This is a genomic window from Anabaena azotica SJ-1, from assembly GCF_047275885.1.
GTDB lineage: Bacteria > Cyanobacteriota > Cyanobacteriia > Cyanobacteriales > Nostocaceae > Trichormus_B > Trichormus_B azotica_A.
Window position 1 is genome coordinate 1989128 of sequence record NZ_CP178454.1, and the last position, 21128, is coordinate 2010255.

The window sequence follows — 21128 nt, forward strand, 5'->3', positions numbered from 1 at the left end:
TTTCGTTTATTGTAAATGGTTACTCTATTTACGCCATGCTGTTCTTGTCGCCTGTCAAATGAATTTTGACGGTAAATCCAATATCTCAAGATAGGTAATAGGTAACAGGGAAGGCAAGAGTCAAAAGTTTTTTCCAATTACTAATGACTTATTACTCACTTACCCACGATTTATTCATTTTTGGCATCTCATAACATAAATCCTTAAACCATAATGAAAGCCAGATTTTTACCTTGCTCTCTTGCAGTGGTTATTTTATTAAGTGGATACATCACAATCATTCCACCAACATCAGCTAATCAGGCGCTAAAAATCGCTCAATCTATTTGGAAGAGATTTTATTCCCCAGCAGGTGGATTCAGTATTTTAATGCCTGGTACACCGATACAATCCCAACAAAAAGTTAATACTAAAAATGGTGCGGTTGAGGTAAATATATTTACAGTTGAACGTCCACAAGATGAAGTGAAATATACAGTTTCTTATATTGATTATCCAGAAGATTACATTGAGATATTGAAACGTAATAATCTTGTAGAGCAAGCTATAGATGCTGGAAAAAAGACAGCTTTACAAAATGCGAATGGTACGTTAATCAGTGAAACTAAAATTAGTTTAGGTGATTATTTAGGTAAAGAAATTAATTATACAAAACCTGGTGATAAAATTATTAAACACAGAATATTTTTAGTAGAAAAAAGGTTATATCAAGTCAGTGCTGAAACTACTAAAAAAAAGCAAAAATATTTAACCAAGAGTATTATGGGATTTTGTGATTCGTTTACTTTGTTACCCAAAAATAGTAATCCTATCTAAATTAGATTTTGGATTGGCAATGCTTTTCCGGCTAATTACTCAAGGGATCAATCCAATAGGGGTGTTAATTCGTCATCTGAAAGTTTTGAACTAGGATATTCTTTTTTATCCAGCCCACCACCAAAGGAAAACATTCAAATTAAGCAGATTGCAGATGAATTATAAAAGTTGATGGCAAATTAAATAAGGTCAAATCCGGACACGATATTACTGCTGATTGCTAAATTTGGTGTTTTGACCCAAAAATCCCGAATCTACAACTCAAAAGTGATAACATTTCCAGCTAGTAGTGTTAGAGTGACAGGAAATTGATCGGAATCTTTCTCTTCGAGACACTAGGCTAACAGCAAGTATCCATGCTGAAGAAACTACAAAACAAGCAAATTTATCTGATTGCTGGTGCAGGACTATGTGCCTTTTTAGTCGGGGGTATGGTATCAGCCCCACAAGCTGGAAAAACCCTAAGTAAATGGTTAAATTTGAGTCAGAATAAGCCAGAGCAATTATCTGAATCGAATAAGACCAATTCAATTGTATTTGGTTTAGTATCTCAATCTTTACCGGAAAGAACAGCAAAACTCATTGAAATTACTGAGAAAGGCAGTTCTCCTGATAAGGAACGAGCCCGTTATTTGTTGGCAAGTGATTACATTGAAACTGACCAAGGGGAAAAAGCACTAAGTTTACTGGAAGGGCTGGAGAAAGAGTATCCTGTTTTGGCAGCTTATATTTTGCTCAAACAAGCCCAGGCGCAAGATATTCTGGGTGAGAAGGGTAAGGCTTCGGATCTGCGGCAAAAGGTTGTGAAAGATTATCCCCAAGAAGCTGCGGTAGTTAAGGCTATATATTTGATTGGACAACCAAAACTACATGATCAGGCGATCGCACAATTTCCTTCCCATCCCCTCACTTGGGAAATTATCCGCAAACGCCTACAAGATAATCCCAATCAACCCAAGTTACAATTAATCTTAGCCAAATACGCTGCTGATGAGCCGGGAATTGTGGGAATTTTAGATCAGCTGGTGAAACAGCCTCAACTCACACCAGCAGATTGGGAATTAATTGGTTCAGTATATTGGGACAATAATCAATTTACCAAAGCGGCTACGGCTTATGCTAAAGCGCCAAAAACAGCAAAAAATTTGTACCGCACGGCCAGAGGATTGCAATTAGATAAAAAGCGCGATCAAGCAGTAGTTCTTTATAAACAACAGGTACAACAATTTCCCACTGCCGAAGAAACAGGAACAGCCCTATTAAGATTAGCAGAAATCGCTCCAGGTAAAGCTGCATTACCTTACCTTGACCAAATTATTAATAAGTTTCCTAAACAAGCACCTACCGCACTGGTACAAAAAGCCCAATTATTGGAAACTCTCAAAGATAACCAATCAGCTAATACAGTTTGGAAATTACTGTTAGGTAGGTACAGCAACTCTGAAGAAGCAGCAGAATATCGTTGGAAAACAGCCCTCAATAGAGCTAAATCTAGAGATTACGTAGGTGCATGGCAATGGGCGCAACCAATTGCTACAGAAAATCCTAAAAGTATTTTGGCACCCAGAGCAAGTTTTTGGGTAGGTAAATGGGCAAATATGTTGGGAAAACAACAGGAAGCCCAAAATGCTTACAAATACGTACTTAGCCAATTTCCCCAATCTTATTATGCATGGCGTTCTGCCAGCATTTTAGGTTTGGATGTCGGTGATTTTAATAATCTGCGGTTGATGAACCCGGAAATTATTCCACCGCAACGTCCTGTACCAACAGCGGGGTCAGATGCTTTTAAAGAGTTGTATTTATTGGGACAAGACCGAGATGCTTGGTTTGAGTGGGAAACAGCATTTAAGAACAAAAGCCAACCGACTGTAGCCGAACAATTTACGGAAGGATTGATGCGGTTAGCCAAGGGTGAAAATCTCTCTGGTATTGCCAAGATATCTAAATTGGAAGATCGGGAAACACCCGCTGAACAAGAGGAATATGCAGCTTTAAGTAAACAAATTACTTATTGGCAAGCCCGCTATCCTTTCCCCTATTTCCAAGAGATTGCCAAATGGTCTACAGCACGTCGAATGAATCCTCTTCTAGTGACAGCTTTGATGCGGCAGGAGTCGATGTTTCAGCCCAAAATTAAATCTGTAGTGGGTGCAACTGGGTTAATGCAGGTAATGCCCAGTACAGCGGCTTGGATAGCCCCACAAATCAATGTGGATATGAAAACCATTGATTTGGAAAACCCCAATGATAACATCATGCTGGGTACATGGTATTTGGATCATACTCATCAGCAATATGGTAATAATTCCATGTTAGCGATCGCTAGTTACAATGCAGGCCCAGGTAACGTTGCCAAATGGCTGCAAACCATACCCAAACAAGACCCAGATGAGTTTGTAGAAGAAATTCCCTTTGGTGAAACTAGAAATTACGTCAGGCAAGTATTAGGTAACTACTGGAACTATCTGCGTTTGTATAACCCATCAATTTCCGCTTTAGTGGCTAAATACTCAGCAGAACAACCAAAATTACCAACACAGTAAGTAGGTTGACGTTAAAAATTGTCGTTGGGGCAAGGCAGGGGAGATGGGGAGCAGGGGAGCAGGGGAGCAGAGGAGCAGGGGAGCAGAGGAGCAGGGGAGCAGAGGGGCAGGGGGGAAATCTTTTCTTCTTATCCTTCTGCCTTCTGCCTTCTGCCTTTTGCCTTCTGCCTTCTGCCTCCTATTCTGAGTATAATTTGTAAAGTAATAGTGAAGTTACTGAGGTTTACCTTAAAAATTACATAAAAAACTATCTTACGTAAGTATTTTCATCCGTATGTGATTTATGATGATCCCATCAAGTTCAATCATGTTAATCACTCTAGGGGTCAAAATTTATGCAGCTTATCGACCAAAATGATACTCAGAACCAATCTCAAGCTTCTACTGATAAGAGTGATTCCAATGAAGACAAATCGAACATAGACACTTTGGAAAATTTGGTTCAAACGTTGGAAGAGGTCGCTAACCACCTAACCAGCAAGTAAAGTTACAATCCATGACTGCACAAAGAGCGATCGCTTGCCACCGTTTTAGGATTATTCTGTAAATAATCTTTTAGTAATCCGCAGCCTTGTTTGATTAAAAAATCCAGCTTAATCTCAGACAAGCTGCGTAAAATTACTGTTCTATTACCAGAACCAGCAGCCAAAGTTTTACCATCAGGACTAAAACTAATACTGCTTAACTCATCCTTCTCACCCTTTAAAACCATCAACAAAGTTCCATCCTGACTCCAAAGCCTAATTTTATCATCGCTATTAACAGCTAAAATATTACCATCAGGACTAAAACTCACACTGATAAAACTATCACCATTTCCAGATAGCTGTTTACGGAAACTACCATCACGATTCCAAAGTTTTACCGTACTATCAATACTAACAGTAGCGATCGTCTGACCATTAGGAGACCAAGCCACACCATTCACTGACCGAGTGTGTCCATTTAAATCATATTTCAATGTACCATTTTTACTCCAAACCTTAACTACCTTGTCATCACTAGCAGATGCTAATAACTTACCATCAGGGCTAAACGCTACCCAGTTAACAGCATCAGTATGACCATTTAAAGTAGAGAGTAACTTACCTTCTCGACTCCAAATTTTAACTGTTTTATCCTTACTAGCAGAGGCAATAATTTTACCATCTGTTGACCAAGCCACAGCTAAAACCGTGTCCTGATGACCGTACAGAGTATTAATTATCGTCCCTTCCTGATTCCAAAGTTTAACTGTTTTATCCTTACTAGCAGAAGCAATAGTTTTACCATCAGTTGACCAAGCTACACCCCAAACTTGATCCCTATGGCCTGTCAAAGTTTTAAGTAATTTACCATCTCGACTCCATAATTTTACAGTTTTATTCCGATTGGCAGCCGCTAAAATACGACCATTAGGGCTAAAACTGATACTAGTCACCCAATCAAAATCAGCTTGAGAATTTCGCAACAAAACATCATCCCAACGCCAAATTTTAATGGTTTTATCCCGACTAGCAGAAGCTAGAGTACGACCATCAGGGCTAAAATTAACACTATTCACCCAGCTATTATGTCCTTTGAGAGTTCCCAGTAAAGCACCATCCAAACTCCAAAGCTTCACTGTTTCATCGGTACTTGCAGAAGCAAGAGTTTGACCATCTCGACTAAAACTCACACTGGTCAGGCCAGAAGTATGGCCTGATAAAGTTTTCAAGAACTTACCGTCCCGACTCCACAATTTAATATTTTTGTCTAAACTAGCCGCAGCAATAATTTTACCATCGGTTGACCAAGCTACACTTTTAACTGCATCTTCACATCCAACTAATGTATTTAAAAGTTTACCGTCCCGACTCCACAATTTAACTGTATGATCAGCACTTGCTGAAGCCAAAATTTCACTATCCGAAGACCAAGCTAAACCTAAAACTGCACCATTATGACCTGTCAAGGTTTTAAGTAATTTACCATCCCGACTCCATAATTTTATAGTTTTGTCGGTACTAGCAGAAGCAATAATTTGATTATCCGGGCTAAAAATAGCACTATTGACTACAGATGTATGACCAACAAAAGTATTTAATACTTCCCCTTTGTGATTCCAAAGTTTCACAGTTTTATCCTGACTAGCAGAAATAATAATTTTACTATCAGGGCTAAAACTGACACTATTAACTACATCTGTATGTCCTGACAAATTTTTCATCAAACTACCATCAAGATGCCAGAGTTTAATAGTTGTATCAGCACTAGCTGAGGCTATTAAAGAATTATCTGGACTAAAATTAACACTATTGACTCCAGATAAATGTCCTTCCAAGCGATTACGTTCTTTGACTCCATAAACTGCTTGGTATAGGGCTGTTAACACCTGTTCTCTAGTATTAGCATCTACCCAAATAGTCTGTTTTAATTTTTTCCCCGCTTTTAAACTATCTTTGAGGGCATCAATACCTTTTTGGGAAGCAAAGAGAGTTTCACTAGAGGCACTGAGAGTTTTAATTTCACTATTTATAGAAGTAATAACAGAGATAGTTAAACCAAGAATAGCAACGACAGAAGCAGCCAGAGAAATCTTTAAAGTGCGATTTAATCTCGCTTCACTTAACCGTTGTTTTTCTTGACTTTCTGCTAGTTGGGCAGTTAATTCTTTTTCTTTGAGTTCTCCACGTAAATGTTCAATTTCTAATTGACTCAGTTCTTCTCGCTTGCGTAATTCTCGTAATTCGGTGAGTAAGTCTACTCCCTGCTGACGTTGAGTATCGACTAATGTAGCTTGCTGTTTTTTTTGCCTCAATTCACTTTGCAGACGTTCAATTTCTTGTTGACTATTTTCGACTTTATCACGTAATTGATCTAGTTGGGCTTGTAAACTGGATTCTTGTTGTTGTAGATAACGAATTAGGTTGACTAAATAATCATGAATAAGTTGATAGCGTTCGGGAACATCTGGGAATAATACAACTAAACCAGAACTGACTAAAATATTTAAAATTAATTCTAATTGATTAGAATCTTCTAATTCTGCTAATTCCGCTGATAATTCTGCTTTGGTCTTAAAGGGTCTTTGATTACTTTCATCTGTCAATAAATACAAAATAATTAAAGCAGCACGTTCATTTTCTTTACCACATTCCTTAATTAATTCTTTGATATATCTTTCAATTAGTTTATTAGGTCTATGGGGTTGATATTGGGATAAACTTGTAATACGTTCATCTTGCAATTGTGCGCCAACTACTTGTAATTCTATGGGACGCACTTCTCCCAACTCTGCTGATAAATCTTGGACTAAAGCATCAATCAAAGCTGGTTCTAAGTGCAGTTGGGAACGTTCGGTTAATTTGTGGATAATGGCTTTTGTATATTCAGGAGAAAAATTATTTAATTGATAGCGAATATTTTTATCAAGGATATTATGATTAATTGCTTCTAGTGAAGAAAGATGTTTGAAATCTAGTAAACGATGTAAATAATCTTCACGCAGAGATAAAATAATTTTCACAAAGGATATATTCAGACAATCACTAATAAAGCTATCAAAGGCTTGTTTCTGATTACGGTCTGTGTGTCCAAAGAAAAATTCTTCAAATTGATCAAAAATTAAAACGGTAATCAAGTGATGGTTTGCATTTTCGCGTAATTTTTGCAGAATGTCCTCAATAGTAATTGGTATCTCTAGACAAGGAAGAGTTTCTGGTGTCACAGCAGCAGCTTGATGTTGGAATATGGCTTCTGTTAAAGATTTTCCTAATTCCCGCACCCAATCAGTATAAACTTGTAAGATTACAGGTAAAGCAATTTGATCACCTATGGTGCGGTTTTGTAATGCTGGTATTAAGCCAGCGGTGACGGTAGAACTTTTACCCACACCAGATGGCCCATGAATGACGATCAATTTATAGTTAGCACGGCTAATTCTGTCAATTAAATTATTAATATCACCTTCCCGACCGGAAGCGGCAATTTCTAAAGCAATACTACTATTTCCCGATGCAGACATGACAGCAGGATTGGTAACTTTTCTCTGGGGTTGTAAGCGTCCAGCACCGATAAAAGCACGGAAACCATACTGCTGTTCCACAGAACAACGTTTTTGTTTAATTAGATAAGCTTCCAGATAACACCCCGCTTCAAAATAGAGCGATCGCAAAGTTCTTAATAAGCGAATATAACGATGGGCATCATATTGATGTTCACTGTTTTCTAAAGATGCTAGTAGTTCTGTTTTGGCTTTTTCTAAATATTCCTGGGATACTTTTTTTTCACTTAATTGTTTTTGGGCTTTAGCTAAAGTTAAATAATAAATTTGCCCTAATAATAAAGGAAATAAACATTTATAAGGATCACTTTGTTTTTGTGCTTCCCCTAATTTTAGTAATGCGATATGTGCCAAAATGCTTGCTTGTATCCATCTGGATTGTTGTACAGCTACCTGTGCCAAAAAACCATAATCACAAGCTAGTTGAATTTGACTACCATAACTTTGATGCAATTCCAAAGCTTTTTCTGCAACAATTTGTAATTCTGACCATGCTTCCAAACTTTGCAAAACATCTGCTAGTTGTCCAATAAATTCAGCAACTAAATCTGTTCTTCCAGCTATGTGAAAAGTATATAAACATTGTTGAAAATAATTGTTAGCAGACTGCCAATGTAAATAACTTGCTGTTTGATTTTGTTCAGTGAGACGACAATAACATAGACCAATATAAAGTAATAAAACTCCTTTTTTGAGGAGGTTAGGAGTTAGTAGTGAGGGAATATGAGGTGATGGAGTCAGATTATCCCATTCTAAAATTCTGCCTCGATCCCATTCCCCAGTAATTTGTGTTTCTTCTCTTCCTTCTTGATGCTGATACCAAAATAGTAAACTTTGGCGAAAATGATTTAAAGCTAAATTAATGCGGTCACTAATATAATCATCTAGACCAAAAACAAATTGTAAACTAGCATTTAATTCCGGTTCTAAATTAATACCCCGATTTTCTAAATCTTTAATAGCGAAGTGCAGTTCATGACTACGTAACCATACTTGTTCTATGGTAAAGTATTCAGTTTTAATTTGGTGATTTTGAGGATTTTCGTTATGTAAAGCTAGTGCAAATAAAGAGTCTGTTTCCTGACGCAAAAAATTTAACAATGCACTAGAATTCATTGCAAATTTTATTGGTGTTGCTGCCCAACTAGCAAAATCTGGTGCTAATTTTACTACCTTTTGCAATACTTCCTCATTTACCCAGATTACCATTGGAAATGGGTGACGTTTGCGAAATTCATCACGGATTTGATTAATAGAAATTAGCAGTTCATCGAGTCTTTCGACCGATTCCAAACCCACAATCATTAATGCTGTCGGTTGCTGAATTTGTTTTTGTACATGAATACTTGTATAAAGACTATTAGAATTGGATTTCAATAATACTTTTTGAATTTTGTCAGATTCATCCAGAATTTCCATGAGTTTTTGCAGGATTGAATCCCGCAAACTTCCATAATTACAACACACCAAAACCACAGAAAATTCCCCATGAGAAAGAGAGATTGCCCTAACTAAACTGCGTAAGGCACGATCATTAGCAATATCAATATCTATTGGTGTGTTTCTTTGAACCATGATTTAAAGTTTTGAGTTTCTGCTAAGACCGGGTTAATACCAAACCAAGCTCCCAGGCGATCGCGATATTCAAAGATAAACAAACTGCGTAATAATGTATAGTATTCAATATCTCCTTTTACTCTTTGTTCGCGCATTACTTGAAAGATTAATTCCCATTCATGGGGTTCAATAGCATTAGCACGATAGTCTCTTTGTCTTTGAATTACCAATTCTAAACATTCTCTATCAAAGGGAGGATCTTGTTCTCGCAAACAATCAAATAGTAATCCTAATAAATCACGAACGTGACCACCACTGATTAAACATAAGCGGTCTAAGGTTTCTTGGTGATCAAATAGTTCTGTAATTAAGTTTAAGCGATCGCTCGGCAAAATGTCAGGAAAAGCCCTAGCTAAGACCATTTGCCGCATTAATTCCAATCCTTCTGTGTAAATTTCCCCAGAACGCAGTAACACAGGTATCATGGGTAATACTTTTGGTGCAACTCCACCACCCAAACGATGTTGCAGTTCGGCGCTATCATTAGAAAAAGTTAAAGACAAGGGAATAGTGTAAACAAGATGACAATTTAGTTTCCGTAACTGCTCACCTCGTTCAATAAACAAGTATTCTGGCAGAGACTTACCCGAAGGTATAGGTCTAAAAGATGACACTCGATCTAAATTATCAACAATAACGACTAATCCCTTTTTACCCTTAGCCTTGAGTTCAGTATTAGCACGTTCTAAAAGTTCTTGATTGATGGAAAGTAAAATATTTTCTGTCCGTGGTTCTAAATAGTCCCTTAACCGTCGTCGTAACTGAGGACTTTCTTTGGTTTTTGCCGTAATTTTCGCAATACCAACCGATAATTCTGCTTCTACCCCCACATCTATCGGTGTTTGGAGAAAATCCACCACCTCAGTAAACAATTTCGCAAAATAGCGGGGTTTGAGGCTGATTTTCATAGCTTCCAGACTTTCACTCACTTGACCAGCAATAGCCAAAAGAATATCAGTCACATCCACATCAGCCATTTCTAAGACACGAGTAGACTCAAAATATACTACCTGAAATTGTTGCTCCTCCAATTCTGCTTTCAGACGTAACAACTCCGTAGACTTACCACAACCCAGGTGTCCTGTAAATAACTGACAGGTGGGAATATTCGGTGAAATTTTGGTAATAGTTCGCAGCAAAGCCTCAATAATTTTACCACCACGCACCGAGGCAAAATCAATATAATACAGACGATCCGCAGCATTTTCTAGCATTAGCGGTTTGCTCGGATTACAAGCCTGATAAAATCGTTCTAAATCTAGCATCATAATTAAAAATGGGGAGATGGAGAGAACAATTACTTATTACTTGTGCAGCAAGTATTCATCTGTAGAACTCGTTCATACCCAGATCCCGACTTCTTTTGTTTATTGTGTCCACAAATTATCAATTGATGTCAGAAATCGGGGATCTTATTGCTCTATCTGAATTCTTACCTTTTGCCTATGAATTTGTTTCATAGTTTAATTTAAATCCCATATCTCCACCATAAATTATCTCTCCTTGTCTAGCTCCAGCCCAATCCCAAGTAATATGGTGAGGAGGATTGAGAAAATTTTTATACGCTAAAGACATTTGTCTTGCTGCTTCAAAATAGGGAACTTTACCTGTTCCTGTTCCCAAGCCAGGACATACTACAATTTTGATAAGTTTTTCACTATTTTGATTATGCTTTCTCACAGCCAAAAGCATTGCCCACATAGCTAAATAAACGTTATCTGTAGATGCTATTTTCATAGGTATTCGCATTGTTGGTGTATGGGCTATAAATGGGTGTTGAGGATGATTAGTTTCTACAATCATTGATGTACCAACTGGTTGTTCTCCTAAATATTCACTCAGAATGCGTTGTTGAACTCTGTGCATTAACTCTTGTCCAAAAAAGTTAATAATTCCCAGATCAACACCACCATCCATCAAACCAAAAGAGTTGGCAGCACTAACCATACAATCAAATTCTGATAAATCTTGAAAATAGCCATTAAATATTTCGACATCAGGCAAATTTTGAAAATGTTCTTGAAACGCTTTATATAAATTTATTTGTCGTGCTGATAATATTAACTTTATAACAGAATTTTTCCGCACTTTTACCCCTTAAAAATAAATATTTCCTTATGTAATTCAGAACTTAAACCTAAACTCTCTCAAACCCTCTTTTCTTCCTATCCTATCTGTAAGAAATTCTTCGCGAAAGTGCCTTCGTGGTTAGTTTTGCTGAAAATTGTTTCCCCTTTTTCGGTAGGATGGCTAATGCAGTAAGTGTTTCACAATCCAAAGTTGTTTGACAGAGGCTTCGCCAAACGGCCAAAATCCAAAATCTAAAATTCAAGATTGTATAAGCTATGACTACTTCCCCAGCTACTGTTAATTGGTCTATTCTGCTACAACAATTATTAGACCGTCAATCGTTATCTCGAACCCAAGCAGCAGAATTGATGCAAGGATGGATCAATGAAGCCGTCCCCCCAGAATTATCAGGGGCAATTTTAATGGCCTTGAACTTCAAAGGCGTTTCTGCACAAGAGTTGACAGGTATGGCGGAAGTTTTAAAATCTCTTTCCATACAAACAACTCAAGCCCAATCCCAAATTCCCCTAGTTGATACCTGTGGTACTGGTGGAGATGGGGCTTCAACGTTTAATATTTCTACAGCGGTGGCTTTTGTGACTGCGGCTGCTGGTGTACTCGTAGCTAAACATGGTAGTCGTTCTGCCTCTAGTTTAACGGGAAGTGCGGATGTTTTAGAAGCTTTAGGTGTTAACTTAAATGCTGCTAGTGACAAGGTACAAGCAGCAGTTCAAGAAGTGGGAATTACGTTTTTATTTGCTCCTGGCTGGCATCCAGCCCTGAAAGCAGTTGCACCATTACGGAGAAATTTGAAGGTAAGAACAGTATTTAATTTACTTGGTCCATTGGTAAATCCTTTGCGTCCCACTGGCCAGGTAATTGGAGTGTTTGATCCCAATTTGATAGAAACAATTGCCCAAGCATTAAATCAATTGGGAACACAGAAGGCGATCGTTTTACATGGCAGAGAAAAATTAGATGAAGCGGGGTTAGGTGATATTACAGACTTGGCTGTATTAGCTGATGGTGAAGTGCAGTTAACCACCATTAATCCCCAAGAGGCAGGTGTAACACCAGCGTCTATCACAGCGTTGAAGGGTGGAGATGTTCAGGAGAATGCCGAAATTCTCAAGAACGTGCTGCAAGGTAAGGGAACTCAGGCACAACAGGATGCAGTGGCGCTAAATGCTGCTTTGGCGTTGCAAGTAGCGGGTGTAGTTCCCTTATTTAACCATGCTCAAGGCGTGAGTTTAGCTAGGGAAATTTTACAAAGCGGTAGCTCTTGGAGAAAGTTGGAACAGTTAGTTGAATTCCTGCGGGATTAGTTTCTGAGTGGTGTTGGGGACGAAATTCTACGACATTGCGCTTGATGGTAACGTCGTAGTTGCCAAAAAAGTCATGTCCTAACAATCCTGTTTCTAATTCTGCACCTGCGATCGCCACAGGAACTTTATTCGCCATTACTCCACCAACTTCCATCGACTCCAGATAGCCCACAGGGAATTCCACAGCTTTGGAACTAACAGTATTGGCTTTGGCTTTTCCCACCGGCACCACACCCAAAGCACTGGCTATTTCTTGAGTAATCACCGTCCCACTAGCCCCCGTATCCACAATCATCTCAAATCGTTGCCGACCATTAAAAGTAACTTCCACAATTGGTGTACCACCAACTCGCCGCTTAATCGGGGCAATAAAGACCACATTATTATCAGCGACAGCTTCCGAAGAAGGGAAAACAGGTTTTGGTGGCGGTAGTGGTTGTGTTTGTCTACTAGGGTAGGGAGTGGAATAACGTTGTAATTTGGGCGGTTTTGGTTGGGGAACAGCAACAACCACCTGGGGCTGTTTAGTAACTGGAGATGCCAAATTACCGGGTTCAGCTTTCTGTCGTGCTAATTTAATTTGATCCTGGTATTCAGCAATTTTTCTTTGAGCAAAGGGAAAATTGGGGCTGTCTGGTTGTACCTGTTGCATGAGAGCGATCGCATCCTGAAACTTATTCACCACCAAATTCCAATCATCTGGAGATTGAGCAGATTGACTGATACTCGAACCACCAAGAGCTTTATCAAGCGCCAATTCCAAAGCACTTGGTTCAGTAGCCGACTCCTTTTGTGGCTGCGGTTTTAGGCTTGCAGATGGTGTCCCTAGCTTCTGATTCGGCGGCCGTATCGCTGCCAAATTGCCAACAGACACAGATTCATGATTACCAGCAGTCTGTTTGTTGTCACCACAGGCAACACTCAAAACTGCTAGACTACCAGAGAGAAAAATTAGGGCTGCACGGGATAAAAAAGATTGAAGCATAGTGAATGTTTTAACCGCCCTGGCTGCTCTTTCCAAGTGTAGCGTCCCCAATGAATTAAAGATGCTCCAGGCTTAATGTTGATTATTTAATTTTTAATTAACTGCCGCCCAAGCCTAAAACACTGAACTCATGGGATAATAAACAGTCGCAGGAGGCAGGGGAGCAGGGGAGCAGGGGAGCAGGGGAGCAGGGGAGCAGGGGAGCAGGGGAGCAGGGGAGCAGGGGAGCAGGGGAGCAGGGGAGCAGGGGAGCAGGGGGAAATATTTTCTTCTTATCCTTCTGTCTTCTTATCCTTCTGTCTTCTGCCTCCTGCCTTCTGTCTTCTTATCCTTCTGCCTTCTGACTCCTGCCTCCTGACTCCTGACTCCTGACTCCTGACTCCTGACTCCTGACTCCTGACTCCTGAACTCCTGAACTCCTATTCCCTAATTATTTATGTCTTTATCTGAACCAATACCAGCTTTACTTGTCTTAGCAGATGGAACAACTTATCACGGTTGGTCTTTCGGTGCTGTGGGAACCGCCATCGGGGAAGTTGTGTTTAACACTGGTATGACTGGATATCAAGAAGTTTTAACTGATCCTAGTTATAGCGGTCAAATTGTCATTTTTACCTATCCTGAATTGGGGAATACTGGTGTTAATCCCGAAGACGAGGAATCAGACAAACCTCATGTCAGAGGTGCGATCGCTCGCAACATCTGTCACAAACCCAGTAACTGGCGCTCTACACAATCTCTACCCGACTACCTCAAACAACACCAAATCCCCGGTATCTTCGGCATCGACACCCGCGCCCTTACCCGCAAAATTCGGATGTATGGTGCCATGAACGGTGGTATTTCTACCTCCATCACAGATGAAGCAGAATTATTAGAATTGGTGCAAGCAGCTCCTAACATGACAGGATTAAATTTGGTCAGGGAAGTCACCACCCCAGCAGCTTATGAATGGTCCCAAGCCACCACTGCTGCTTGGGAATTTAACCCAGAGGGAGTTGCTAAAATTGGCGAAACTTTCACCGTTGTTGCCCTTGACTTTGGTGTAAAACGTAATATCTTACGCCGTTTAGCCAGTTATGGTTGTCGGGTGATAGTTGTTCCTGCCGATACACCACCAGAAGAAATCCTCAAATACAATCCAGATGGGATATTTCTCTCCAACGGCCCAGGTGATCCAGCCGCAGTCACAGAAGGCATTAGCACTGCTAAAGCATTACTGGAAAGCCAAAAACCCATATTTGGTATTTGTATGGGACACCAAATATTGGGTCACGCACTGGGGGCAGAAACCTTTAAACTTAAATTTGGGCATCGTGGCTTAAACCAGCCGGCAGGTCTACAACAGCGAATAGAAATCACCAGCCAAAACCACAGTTTTGCTATTGATCCGGATTCATTACCATCAGCAGTTGTAGAGGTTAGTCACCTCAACCTAAACGATCGCACCGTTGCAGGGGTACGTCACAAGTCTCTACCTGTATTTTCTGTACAGTATCACCCAGAGGCTAGTCCCGGTCCCCACGATGCAGATTACTTGTTTGAGCAGTTTGTGCTAAAAATGCAAACAGCACGTCAAGCAGCGATCGCTTCCAGCACTGCGCCCAGCGCAATCGCTTAGGCTAAAAATAGAAACATGGCAAGATGGGTAATTGGTAATAGTTAATGGTTAATGGGTAAGAGTCTTTACCAATCCCCAGTATCCAGTAACCAATCCCTAATACCCAATCTAGACAACTTGCTCAAAAATTATCTATACTTGAGCGTTTACTTTCAGTTAAGAGGACGAGGAGGGAATTATAGCTGAACCACTAAATCTAACCGTTAGCCTGAGAGGCACTCGCGAAGTCCGGGATAACTGTCAGCTATTCCGCCTCACAGGTTTGTTAGACGCTTTTTCTGAGCCGACATTTCGCAAAATCCTGTCCAGTAAGATTGATGAAGGTCCAAAGCACATAATTCTGGATCTCTCACAAATCGACTTTGTTGATAGCTCAGGCTTGGGTGCGCTGGTACAACTAGCCAAGCAAGCTAATAGCACAGGTACTTTGCAAATTGTTACTAATGCTCGTGTAACTCAAACGGTCAAGCTTGTTCGCTTGGAAAAATTCCTAGCCCTGCAAACAACTGTTGATGCGGCACTAGAGAATATCAAGTCGTCTTGATTGCTTGACCAAAAAACAATAAATTAAGCTATCCAGACGCTTTTATTGGATAGCTTAATTTTTATAAGAAAATAGGCTCAAAAACCCAGAATCAAAACCTAGAAATGTGAAGTACCTACACTGATACTTCGTATACAGTGTAGGCTTCCTGTCTCATTTACCACTGCTCTGTTAGGAACATTGATGAACAATGTGCGTTACCAAAAACGCTCCGAGTCTGATGTAGCATCTCTGGGGTTTCCCCCTTTATCTGGACAAGCCAGAACCCAGGCAGCCACCCGCCTTCCGCAGGTAGTTTAATTGTTAATCCGAGAATCTACGTGGAGTGTGCCTATGCGTTCCAGTGGCAAATTCTCTTCCCCCTTACTCACGCTAGTTACCTCCGCAAGCGTCGTACCGCTACTTCATTTTGTTTACAGCCGTGTGAGTGGGTCAATGACCATTTATATATTAACATATAAAGACATACATTGTACGTCTTTACATGAAAACTGGAAGATTAAATTTAAGGCTTTCTGAGAACAGATTGAATAAGCTACGACTTTATGCACAAAGCAAGGAAAAGACGGTTACTCAACTTATTGAAGACTGGATCGATAGGCTGCCAAGCCAAAAAACTGGTGAGGCAGTTCGAGTCTTGGCGGTTTCCGTCGAGTCGAAACTGCCGAACCCGAAGGGCGATTCCTCTTCGACCCCACTCCCTAATCAACCTAACGGTTGATAATGGTCGGAGGTCAACTCGTCATCGCCCAAAAATTCATCTCATCGCCTCCCGTTTCGGGTAGGCGAGAGGCTTCTTTTTGATCAAGCTAAAAAGTTTTTTAGCTTAAAAAAATAAATACAGCTTCAGTAATTTTTTTAGTGTTGAATATGCTAGGTATGCTAAGATAGTTTGCTGCATAAAAAATTAATGTTCGCAAAAATAATCTCCCAGATATTTTAGTAGGTCAAGGAATGATTAATCGGTGAAACCCAAGGAGGAAGAAGCTAAAAATGAAGGAGATGGAGTTGCAAAGTCAGATTCATCGGAAATTCCCTCATTGTTGGTAAACACGGCGCAATTACCCCAACCAATATCCCAGGCACAAGTGCAACAAATTTCTCCTTCTGCCTTAGCTTACTTGGGGGACGCAATTTATGAACTATATGTTAGAATGTTCTTTCTGTTGCCACAGCAACGGCCAGAAAGTTACCATCGTTTGGTAGTGGCGCAGGTAAGAGCAGAAACACAAGCCCTACATTTGCGATCGCTGACTCCGCATTTAAGGAGTAACGAATTAGAAATTGTCCGCCGAGGTCGCAATGCTGCCACAGGCCGACCTAAGCGACTTAATCCCGAAATTTATCAACAGGCAACTAGTCTAGAAACTTTAGTTGGCTATTTATATCTCACCGATTACCCCCGTTTAATGGAACTGTTGCAAAAAATCCATCTAGAGAAATAGTTAATACCTCAATCTCCCGATAGGAAAATCAATCGTCACGGTTCATTAAATTGAGTTAATTGTGATGCCCACCCATCCGCTAAATATCATAATCCCATGACTAATCAACCACGAAAAATCAATACTACTGGCGAAACAAAGCGTGTGCAACCCATAAAAATCAAAGGTAAGCGCGTTATAGCTAATCCTACTCGTCATCAAACCAAGGGAGAAAGTAAACCATTCTCCAGTAAACCACGCCCATCGCACCAAATTTCCCTGCCCTCCCCAGCAATCAAATCACCAGAAGAAAGCGATCTCATTTACGGTCGTCATCCAGTATTGAGTGCGCTGGAAAATCAGCGTGGACTCAACCGTCTCTGGATTACTGCTCGTTTGCGCTACGATCCTCGATTTCATCATTTAATTCTCCAAGCTAAGGACAATGGCACAGTTATAGACGAAGTTGAACCCAAGCGTTTAGACCAAATCACCGACGGAGCAAATCACCAAGGCATAGCTGCACAAATTGCTCCTTATGCCTACATGGAATTAGACGATCTGATTGCACAAGCCAAATCAGTCACTGATCCCGTAATTGTAGTTGCTGATGGGATCACTGATCCTCATAACTTGGGGGCAATTATTCGGACAGCAGAAGCAATAGGCGCACAAGGATTAGTTATTCCCCAAAGAAGGGCTTCCGGGATCACTTCAACGGTTGTTAAAGTAGCCGCAGGTGCTTTAGAAAACTTTCCTGTAGCTAGAGTGATCAATCTCAGTCGTGCTTTAGAACAACTCAAAGAAGCTGGTTATTGGATTTATGGAACTGCTGCTACAGGTAGTGAACCTATACATACGGTGAAGTTCAGCGGCTCCACTGTTTTAGTCATTGGGGCTGAAGGCGATGGTCTGAGTATGTTGACACAACGATCTTGTGATGTTTTAGTCTCAATTCCCTTACAGGGTAAGACTCCTAGCCTCAATGCATCCGTGGCAGCAGGCATGGCGCTTTACGAAATTTATCGTCAACGCTCATTAAATACCCTATATCTTGATAAATTACGCACATTTTCTTTGAAAAAATAATCCTAAAAGAGTATAAAGAAATGTAAAACAAAATAAATCCAAGATATTGTTTAACACCCTGTAGCACGTTTATAAGCTGGTGAAAACCATGAAAACCATTTGGCATAACCTCAAAGAACAGCTGATTAGTATATCTAACAGCCTCGGCTTGGCTTGGTGGGTAGAGATTGTCACCCAAAATCCTCGTTGCACATACTACTTTGGACCATTTTTTAGTTCAGCGGAAGCAACACTGGCAAGTAAGGGCTACATAGAAGACCTGGAAATTGAAGGAGCGCAAGGAATTATAGTTAATGTCAAGCGTTGTAAACCTTATGATTTGACTATTGCTGAAGACCTGGGGGAACGGATTGACCGTAAAGTAAAGCCTGCCTTTAGCGGTCAAATGTAAGATAGATCAGCAGTTATTAGTCAGCTGTCAGTTATCAAACTAGCTTGACAGTTGACTTTTCAAATAGACTTTGTACTTTTTTTGTGTGCAGAACGCTGTAAATCCATAGGCTATCATTGTTCTTGGGCTTAATCCTAAGAACGATGACCAACATACCAAAACAATACTTGTCGGGAGATCCAGTACCGCAAGACGCAATTAAAACTTAAAACTTAAAACTTAAAACTTAAAAAAGTAGATTGCACAAGCTATCCAGTATTTTTTAATTGGTGGTTAACTTATGACTTGGTGTACTAGTCAACTCCCAATATTACCCAAAAATGCAAATTACTCAAAGTTTCCACACAGCCATACTTGTCACTGACTTAGAACGCTCAGAACAGTTTTATGGACAAGTATTAGGATTAGCAAAAATAGACCGCACGCTAAAATACCCTGGTGCATGGTATCAAATTGGCAATTATCAAATTCACCTCATAGTTGCATCTAGTGTCCCTACCGACAATCAAAACGAAAAATGGGGACGTAACCCGCACGTTGCTTTCTCAGTGGCTGACCTAGAAACAGCAAAAACAGAACTACTGAGTCAAAATTATCCTATTCAAGCCAGTGCTTCTGGTCGTCCTGCTATTTTTACTAAAGATCCAGATGGAAATATTATCGAATTAAATCAGCAATAAGTTCTTTCTGAAGATAGGGGAGATTATTGAGCATAGTTCACATAGTCAATATATAGATAATGTTTAACTAGGCAAAAATGACACACTTATTCACCAAAATTACTTGTACTGGATTAACGACAGTCGCTTTTGCTATAACAGCCTCTTTACCTCAAACTTCGCAAGTTGTAGCCCAAAATAGGACAGGAATTACTGAACTTCTTAATGCTCATAATAAGTACCGTCAGGAAGTAAACGTTCCTCCTCTCAAATGGTCTAATACCTTAGCGAATAATGCTCAACAATGGGCAAATAATCTTGCTTCTCGTGGTGGAAATTTGCAACACAGTCAGAATACTGGTGAAGGTGAAAATTTGTGGGCTGGTACTGCGGGATATTTTAGTTACACACAAATGGTTGATAGTTGGGGTCAGGAAAAGCAATATTTCGTGAATGGGATTTTTCCTAATGTCAGTTCTACAGGCAACTGGTATGATGTAGGTCATTATACTCAAATAATTTGGCGAAATACTGCTGCTGTTGGTTGTGGTGTTGCGCGTGGTGGTGGTAAGGATATTTTAGTTTGTCGCTACAGTCCCCCAGGAAATTATCGAGGACAAAGGGTGTATTAAGAATTCGTGATGAAAATCATTGCTTACAGTTACACTGATCCTCTATTAGAAACTACTCCCGATGATGCTAGTTGGGGTTGGGAGATAGATCGAATTTATCAAGATTTGGGTGAGCAACAGTCCTCTGGACAGGTGATGCGATCGCAATTACAACAATTATTAGTTGACTGTGAAACAGAACCTGCAAATTATTTGCTGATTCGTCGTTTAGAAGAATTGGGGGATACATTAGCACAAGTGAGCGATCGCCTCAACCAATTAGAATCAATGGGGATAATAGTCATTGCTACAGAACAAAAATATACATCTGAATCTGCTAACATCCGCATTGAATTATTGAGCTTACTTCAAGCAATTCAACGCCAACAACGCAGTCGCCGCATCCGTCAAGGACACGCTAGAAATCGTCTTGAAGCCTCACCACCGCCGGGTAAAGTCCCCTACGGCTACCGCAGAGGTAAAGGAAAATATACTGTTGATCGCAGTACATCACCTATAGTTAAAGATTTTTTTGACAACTTTTTACTTTATGGTTCTCTCCGTGGTTCAGTTCGCCATTTAGCCAAAAAATACGGTAAAAGAATATCTGTCACCACCGGAAGGCGTTGGTTAACAAATCCCGTGTACCGTGGTGATACAGCTTATCAAAATGGAGAAATTATTTCTGATACCCATTTAGGGATTATTTCTAGGGAAGAAGCAGCACAAGTTGATCGACTTTTACGCCGCAATAGTCGTTTACCATCTCGTACTGCTAGTGCGCCCCGTTCTTTAGCTGGTTTGGTTGTTTGTAGCCAATGTCAGGCGCAAATGACAGTCACTCGTGTTACTCAGCGGTATCAAAATCAGGAGTATTTGTATTTACGCAATACAAAATGTCCCCAAGTCCCTAAATGTCGTGCTATTTCTTACCCAGAAGTTTTAGAAAAGACAATTGCAATTGTGTGTAGAGACTTACCTTTAGCAGTAGCAGGGATGAATTTTCCTCAACTTGACGCTATTAAAAATAGTTTAAATGATGCGATCGCACGACAACAAGAAATCCTCCAGCAATTACCTACATTCATAGAAACTGGAGTTCTTGATGTAGAAACAGCCAAAATCAGAGCTTACAAACTCCGCACAGAAATTTCTCAACTCCAAGCCAAGTTAGCAACTCTCCCACCTGTAAACTTGCGTTCTGTTGCTGAAGCTGTTTCCATTCCCCAATTTTGGTTAGATTTATCAGAAGTAGAACGAAGATTTTATTTACGAGAATTCATTCGTCAAATAGATATCATTCGCAATGATAAAGAGTGGGATTTACAGATAAGTTTCATTTTTTAATTTGTTATAGCAGGGAGCAGGGAGCAGAGGGGTAGGGGGGAAAGATTAATTCCTTCTTT

15 protein-coding genes are annotated in these 21128 nt (G+C 40.0%); 11 read left to right on the top strand and 4 right to left on the bottom strand.

The window, feature by feature from the left end:
• Nucleotides 1–213: 213 nt before the first annotated feature.
• Both ACLLO5_RS08745 and ACLLO5_RS08750 read left to right on the top strand, forming a co-directional pair.
• Nucleotides 214–816, top strand: a complete 603-nt coding sequence (locus tag ACLLO5_RS08745) for a hypothetical protein (RefSeq protein ID WP_413175070.1) — start codon at nucleotides 214–216, stop codon at nucleotides 814–816.
• A 356-nt stretch (nucleotides 817–1172) separates the two neighbouring features.
• Nucleotides 1173–3362, top strand: coding sequence for a transglycosylase SLT domain-containing protein (locus ACLLO5_RS08750; RefSeq protein ID WP_413175071.1), 2190 nt, complete (start codon nucleotides 1173–1175; stop codon nucleotides 3360–3362).
• Nucleotides 3363–3849: 487 nt separating this feature from the next.
• Here ACLLO5_RS08750 and ACLLO5_RS08755 read toward each other — a convergent pair whose 3' ends face one another.
• The 3 genes from ACLLO5_RS08755 to ACLLO5_RS08765 form a co-directional block, all read right to left on the bottom strand.
• On the bottom strand, nucleotides 3850–8961 hold the full coding sequence (locus ACLLO5_RS08755; RefSeq protein ID WP_413175072.1) for an eIF2A-related protein: 5112 nt from the start codon (nucleotides 8959–8961) through the stop codon (nucleotides 3850–3852).
• Nucleotides 8937–10271, bottom strand: a complete 1335-nt coding sequence (locus ACLLO5_RS08760; RefSeq protein ID WP_413175073.1) for a P-loop NTPase fold protein — start codon at nucleotides 10269–10271, stop codon at nucleotides 8937–8939. Before ACLLO5_RS08760 ends, ACLLO5_RS08755 begins: the two co-directional genes overlap by 25 nt.
• A 175-nt stretch (nucleotides 10272–10446) precedes the next feature.
• Complete coding sequence (locus ACLLO5_RS08765; RefSeq protein ID WP_413175074.1) at nucleotides 10447–11091, bottom strand: macro domain-containing protein; 645 nt, start codon at nucleotides 11089–11091, stop codon at nucleotides 10447–10449.
• A 257-nt stretch (nucleotides 11092–11348) separates the two neighbouring features.
• Here ACLLO5_RS08765 and trpD point away from each other — a divergent pair, with 257 nt between their 5' ends.
• Nucleotides 11349–12398: an anthranilate phosphoribosyltransferase gene (gene trpD / locus ACLLO5_RS08770; RefSeq protein ID WP_413175075.1), complete on the top strand. Its 1050-nt coding sequence runs from the start codon at nucleotides 11349–11351 to the stop codon at nucleotides 12396–12398.
• On the opposite strand, the gene ACLLO5_RS08775 is transcribed toward trpD, so the two are convergent.
• Nucleotides 12328–13383, bottom strand: coding sequence for a TIGR02281 family clan AA aspartic protease (locus tag ACLLO5_RS08775; RefSeq protein ID WP_413175076.1), 1056 nt, complete (start codon nucleotides 13381–13383; stop codon nucleotides 12328–12330). The genes trpD and ACLLO5_RS08775 overlap by 71 nt on opposite strands.
• A 436-nt stretch (nucleotides 13384–13819) precedes the next feature.
• On the opposite strand from ACLLO5_RS08775, the gene carA reads away from it, so the two are divergent.
• The 8 genes from carA (at nucleotide 13820) to ACLLO5_RS08815 (ending at nucleotide 21069) form a co-directional block, all read left to right on the top strand.
• Nucleotides 13820–15004 carry a glutamine-hydrolyzing carbamoyl-phosphate synthase small subunit gene (gene carA / locus ACLLO5_RS08780; protein WP_413175077.1) on the top strand — a complete coding sequence of 395 codons (1185 nt, stop codon included), beginning with the start codon at nucleotides 13820–13822 and terminating at the stop codon, nucleotides 15002–15004.
• A gap of 175 nt (nucleotides 15005–15179) precedes the next feature.
• Nucleotides 15180–15548, top strand: a complete 369-nt coding sequence (locus tag ACLLO5_RS08785) for an STAS domain-containing protein (protein ID WP_413176042.1) — start codon at nucleotides 15180–15182, stop codon at nucleotides 15546–15548.
• 965 nt (nucleotides 15549–16513) lie between these two features.
• Entirely contained in the window at nucleotides 16514–16993 is a 480-nt protein-coding gene (locus ACLLO5_RS08790; RefSeq protein ID WP_413175078.1) for a Mini-ribonuclease 3, read from the top strand.
• Nucleotides 16994–17089: 96 nt separating this feature from the next.
• Entirely contained in the window at nucleotides 17090–18061 is a 972-nt protein-coding gene (gene rlmB, locus ACLLO5_RS08795) for a 23S rRNA (guanosine(2251)-2'-O)-methyltransferase RlmB (protein WP_413175079.1), read from the top strand.
• An 88-nt stretch (nucleotides 18062–18149) separates the two neighbouring features.
• Nucleotides 18150–18452: a DUF1816 domain-containing protein gene (locus tag ACLLO5_RS08800; RefSeq protein WP_413175080.1), complete on the top strand. Its 303-nt coding sequence runs from the start codon at nucleotides 18150–18152 to the stop codon at nucleotides 18450–18452.
• Nucleotides 18453–18772: 320 nt separating this feature from the next.
• Nucleotides 18773–19132, top strand: coding sequence for a VOC family protein (locus ACLLO5_RS08805; protein ID WP_413175081.1), 360 nt, complete (start codon nucleotides 18773–18775; stop codon nucleotides 19130–19132).
• Nucleotides 19133–19209: 77 nt separating this feature from the next.
• The gene (locus ACLLO5_RS08810; RefSeq protein ID WP_413175082.1) at nucleotides 19210–19743 is read left to right on the top strand and encodes a CAP family protein; all 534 of its coding nucleotides are present in this window, start codon (nucleotides 19210–19212) and stop codon (nucleotides 19741–19743) included.
• A 9-nt stretch (nucleotides 19744–19752) separates the two neighbouring features.
• The gene (locus ACLLO5_RS08815) at nucleotides 19753–21069 is read left to right on the top strand and encodes a recombinase family protein (protein WP_413175083.1); all 1317 of its coding nucleotides are present in this window, start codon (nucleotides 19753–19755) and stop codon (nucleotides 21067–21069) included.
• The last annotated feature ends 59 nt before the right edge of the window (nucleotides 21070–21128 follow it).

Coding starts and splice junctions, on each gene's coding strand:
- ACLLO5_RS08745 (WP_413175070.1), top strand. CDS start 214: ATGAAAGCCAGATTTTTACCTTGCTCTCTTGCAGTGGTTATTTTATTA.
- ACLLO5_RS08750 (WP_413175071.1), top strand. CDS start 1,173: ATGCTGAAGAAACTACAAAACAAGCAAATTTATCTGATTGCTGGTGCA.
- ACLLO5_RS08755 (WP_413175072.1), bottom strand. CDS start 8,961: ATGGTTCAAAGAAACACACCAATAGATATTGATATTGCTAATGATCGT.
- ACLLO5_RS08760 (WP_413175073.1), bottom strand. CDS start 10,271: ATGATGCTAGATTTAGAACGATTTTATCAGGCTTGTAATCCGAGCAAA.
- trpD (WP_413175075.1), top strand. CDS start 11,349: ATGACTACTTCCCCAGCTACTGTTAATTGGTCTATTCTGCTACAACAA.
- ACLLO5_RS08775 (WP_413175076.1), bottom strand. CDS start 13,383: ATGCTTCAATCTTTTTTATCCCGTGCAGCCCTAATTTTTCTCTCTGGT.
- carA (WP_413175077.1), top strand. CDS start 13,820: ATGTCTTTATCTGAACCAATACCAGCTTTACTTGTCTTAGCAGATGGA.
- rlmB (WP_413175079.1), top strand. CDS start 17,090: ATGACTAATCAACCACGAAAAATCAATACTACTGGCGAAACAAAGCGT.
- ACLLO5_RS08800 (WP_413175080.1), top strand. CDS start 18,150: ATGAAAACCATTTGGCATAACCTCAAAGAACAGCTGATTAGTATATCT.
- ACLLO5_RS08805 (WP_413175081.1), top strand. CDS start 18,773: ATGCAAATTACTCAAAGTTTCCACACAGCCATACTTGTCACTGACTTA.
- ACLLO5_RS08810 (WP_413175082.1), top strand. CDS start 19,210: ATGACACACTTATTCACCAAAATTACTTGTACTGGATTAACGACAGTC.
- ACLLO5_RS08815 (WP_413175083.1), top strand. CDS start 19,753: ATGAAAATCATTGCTTACAGTTACACTGATCCTCTATTAGAAACTACT.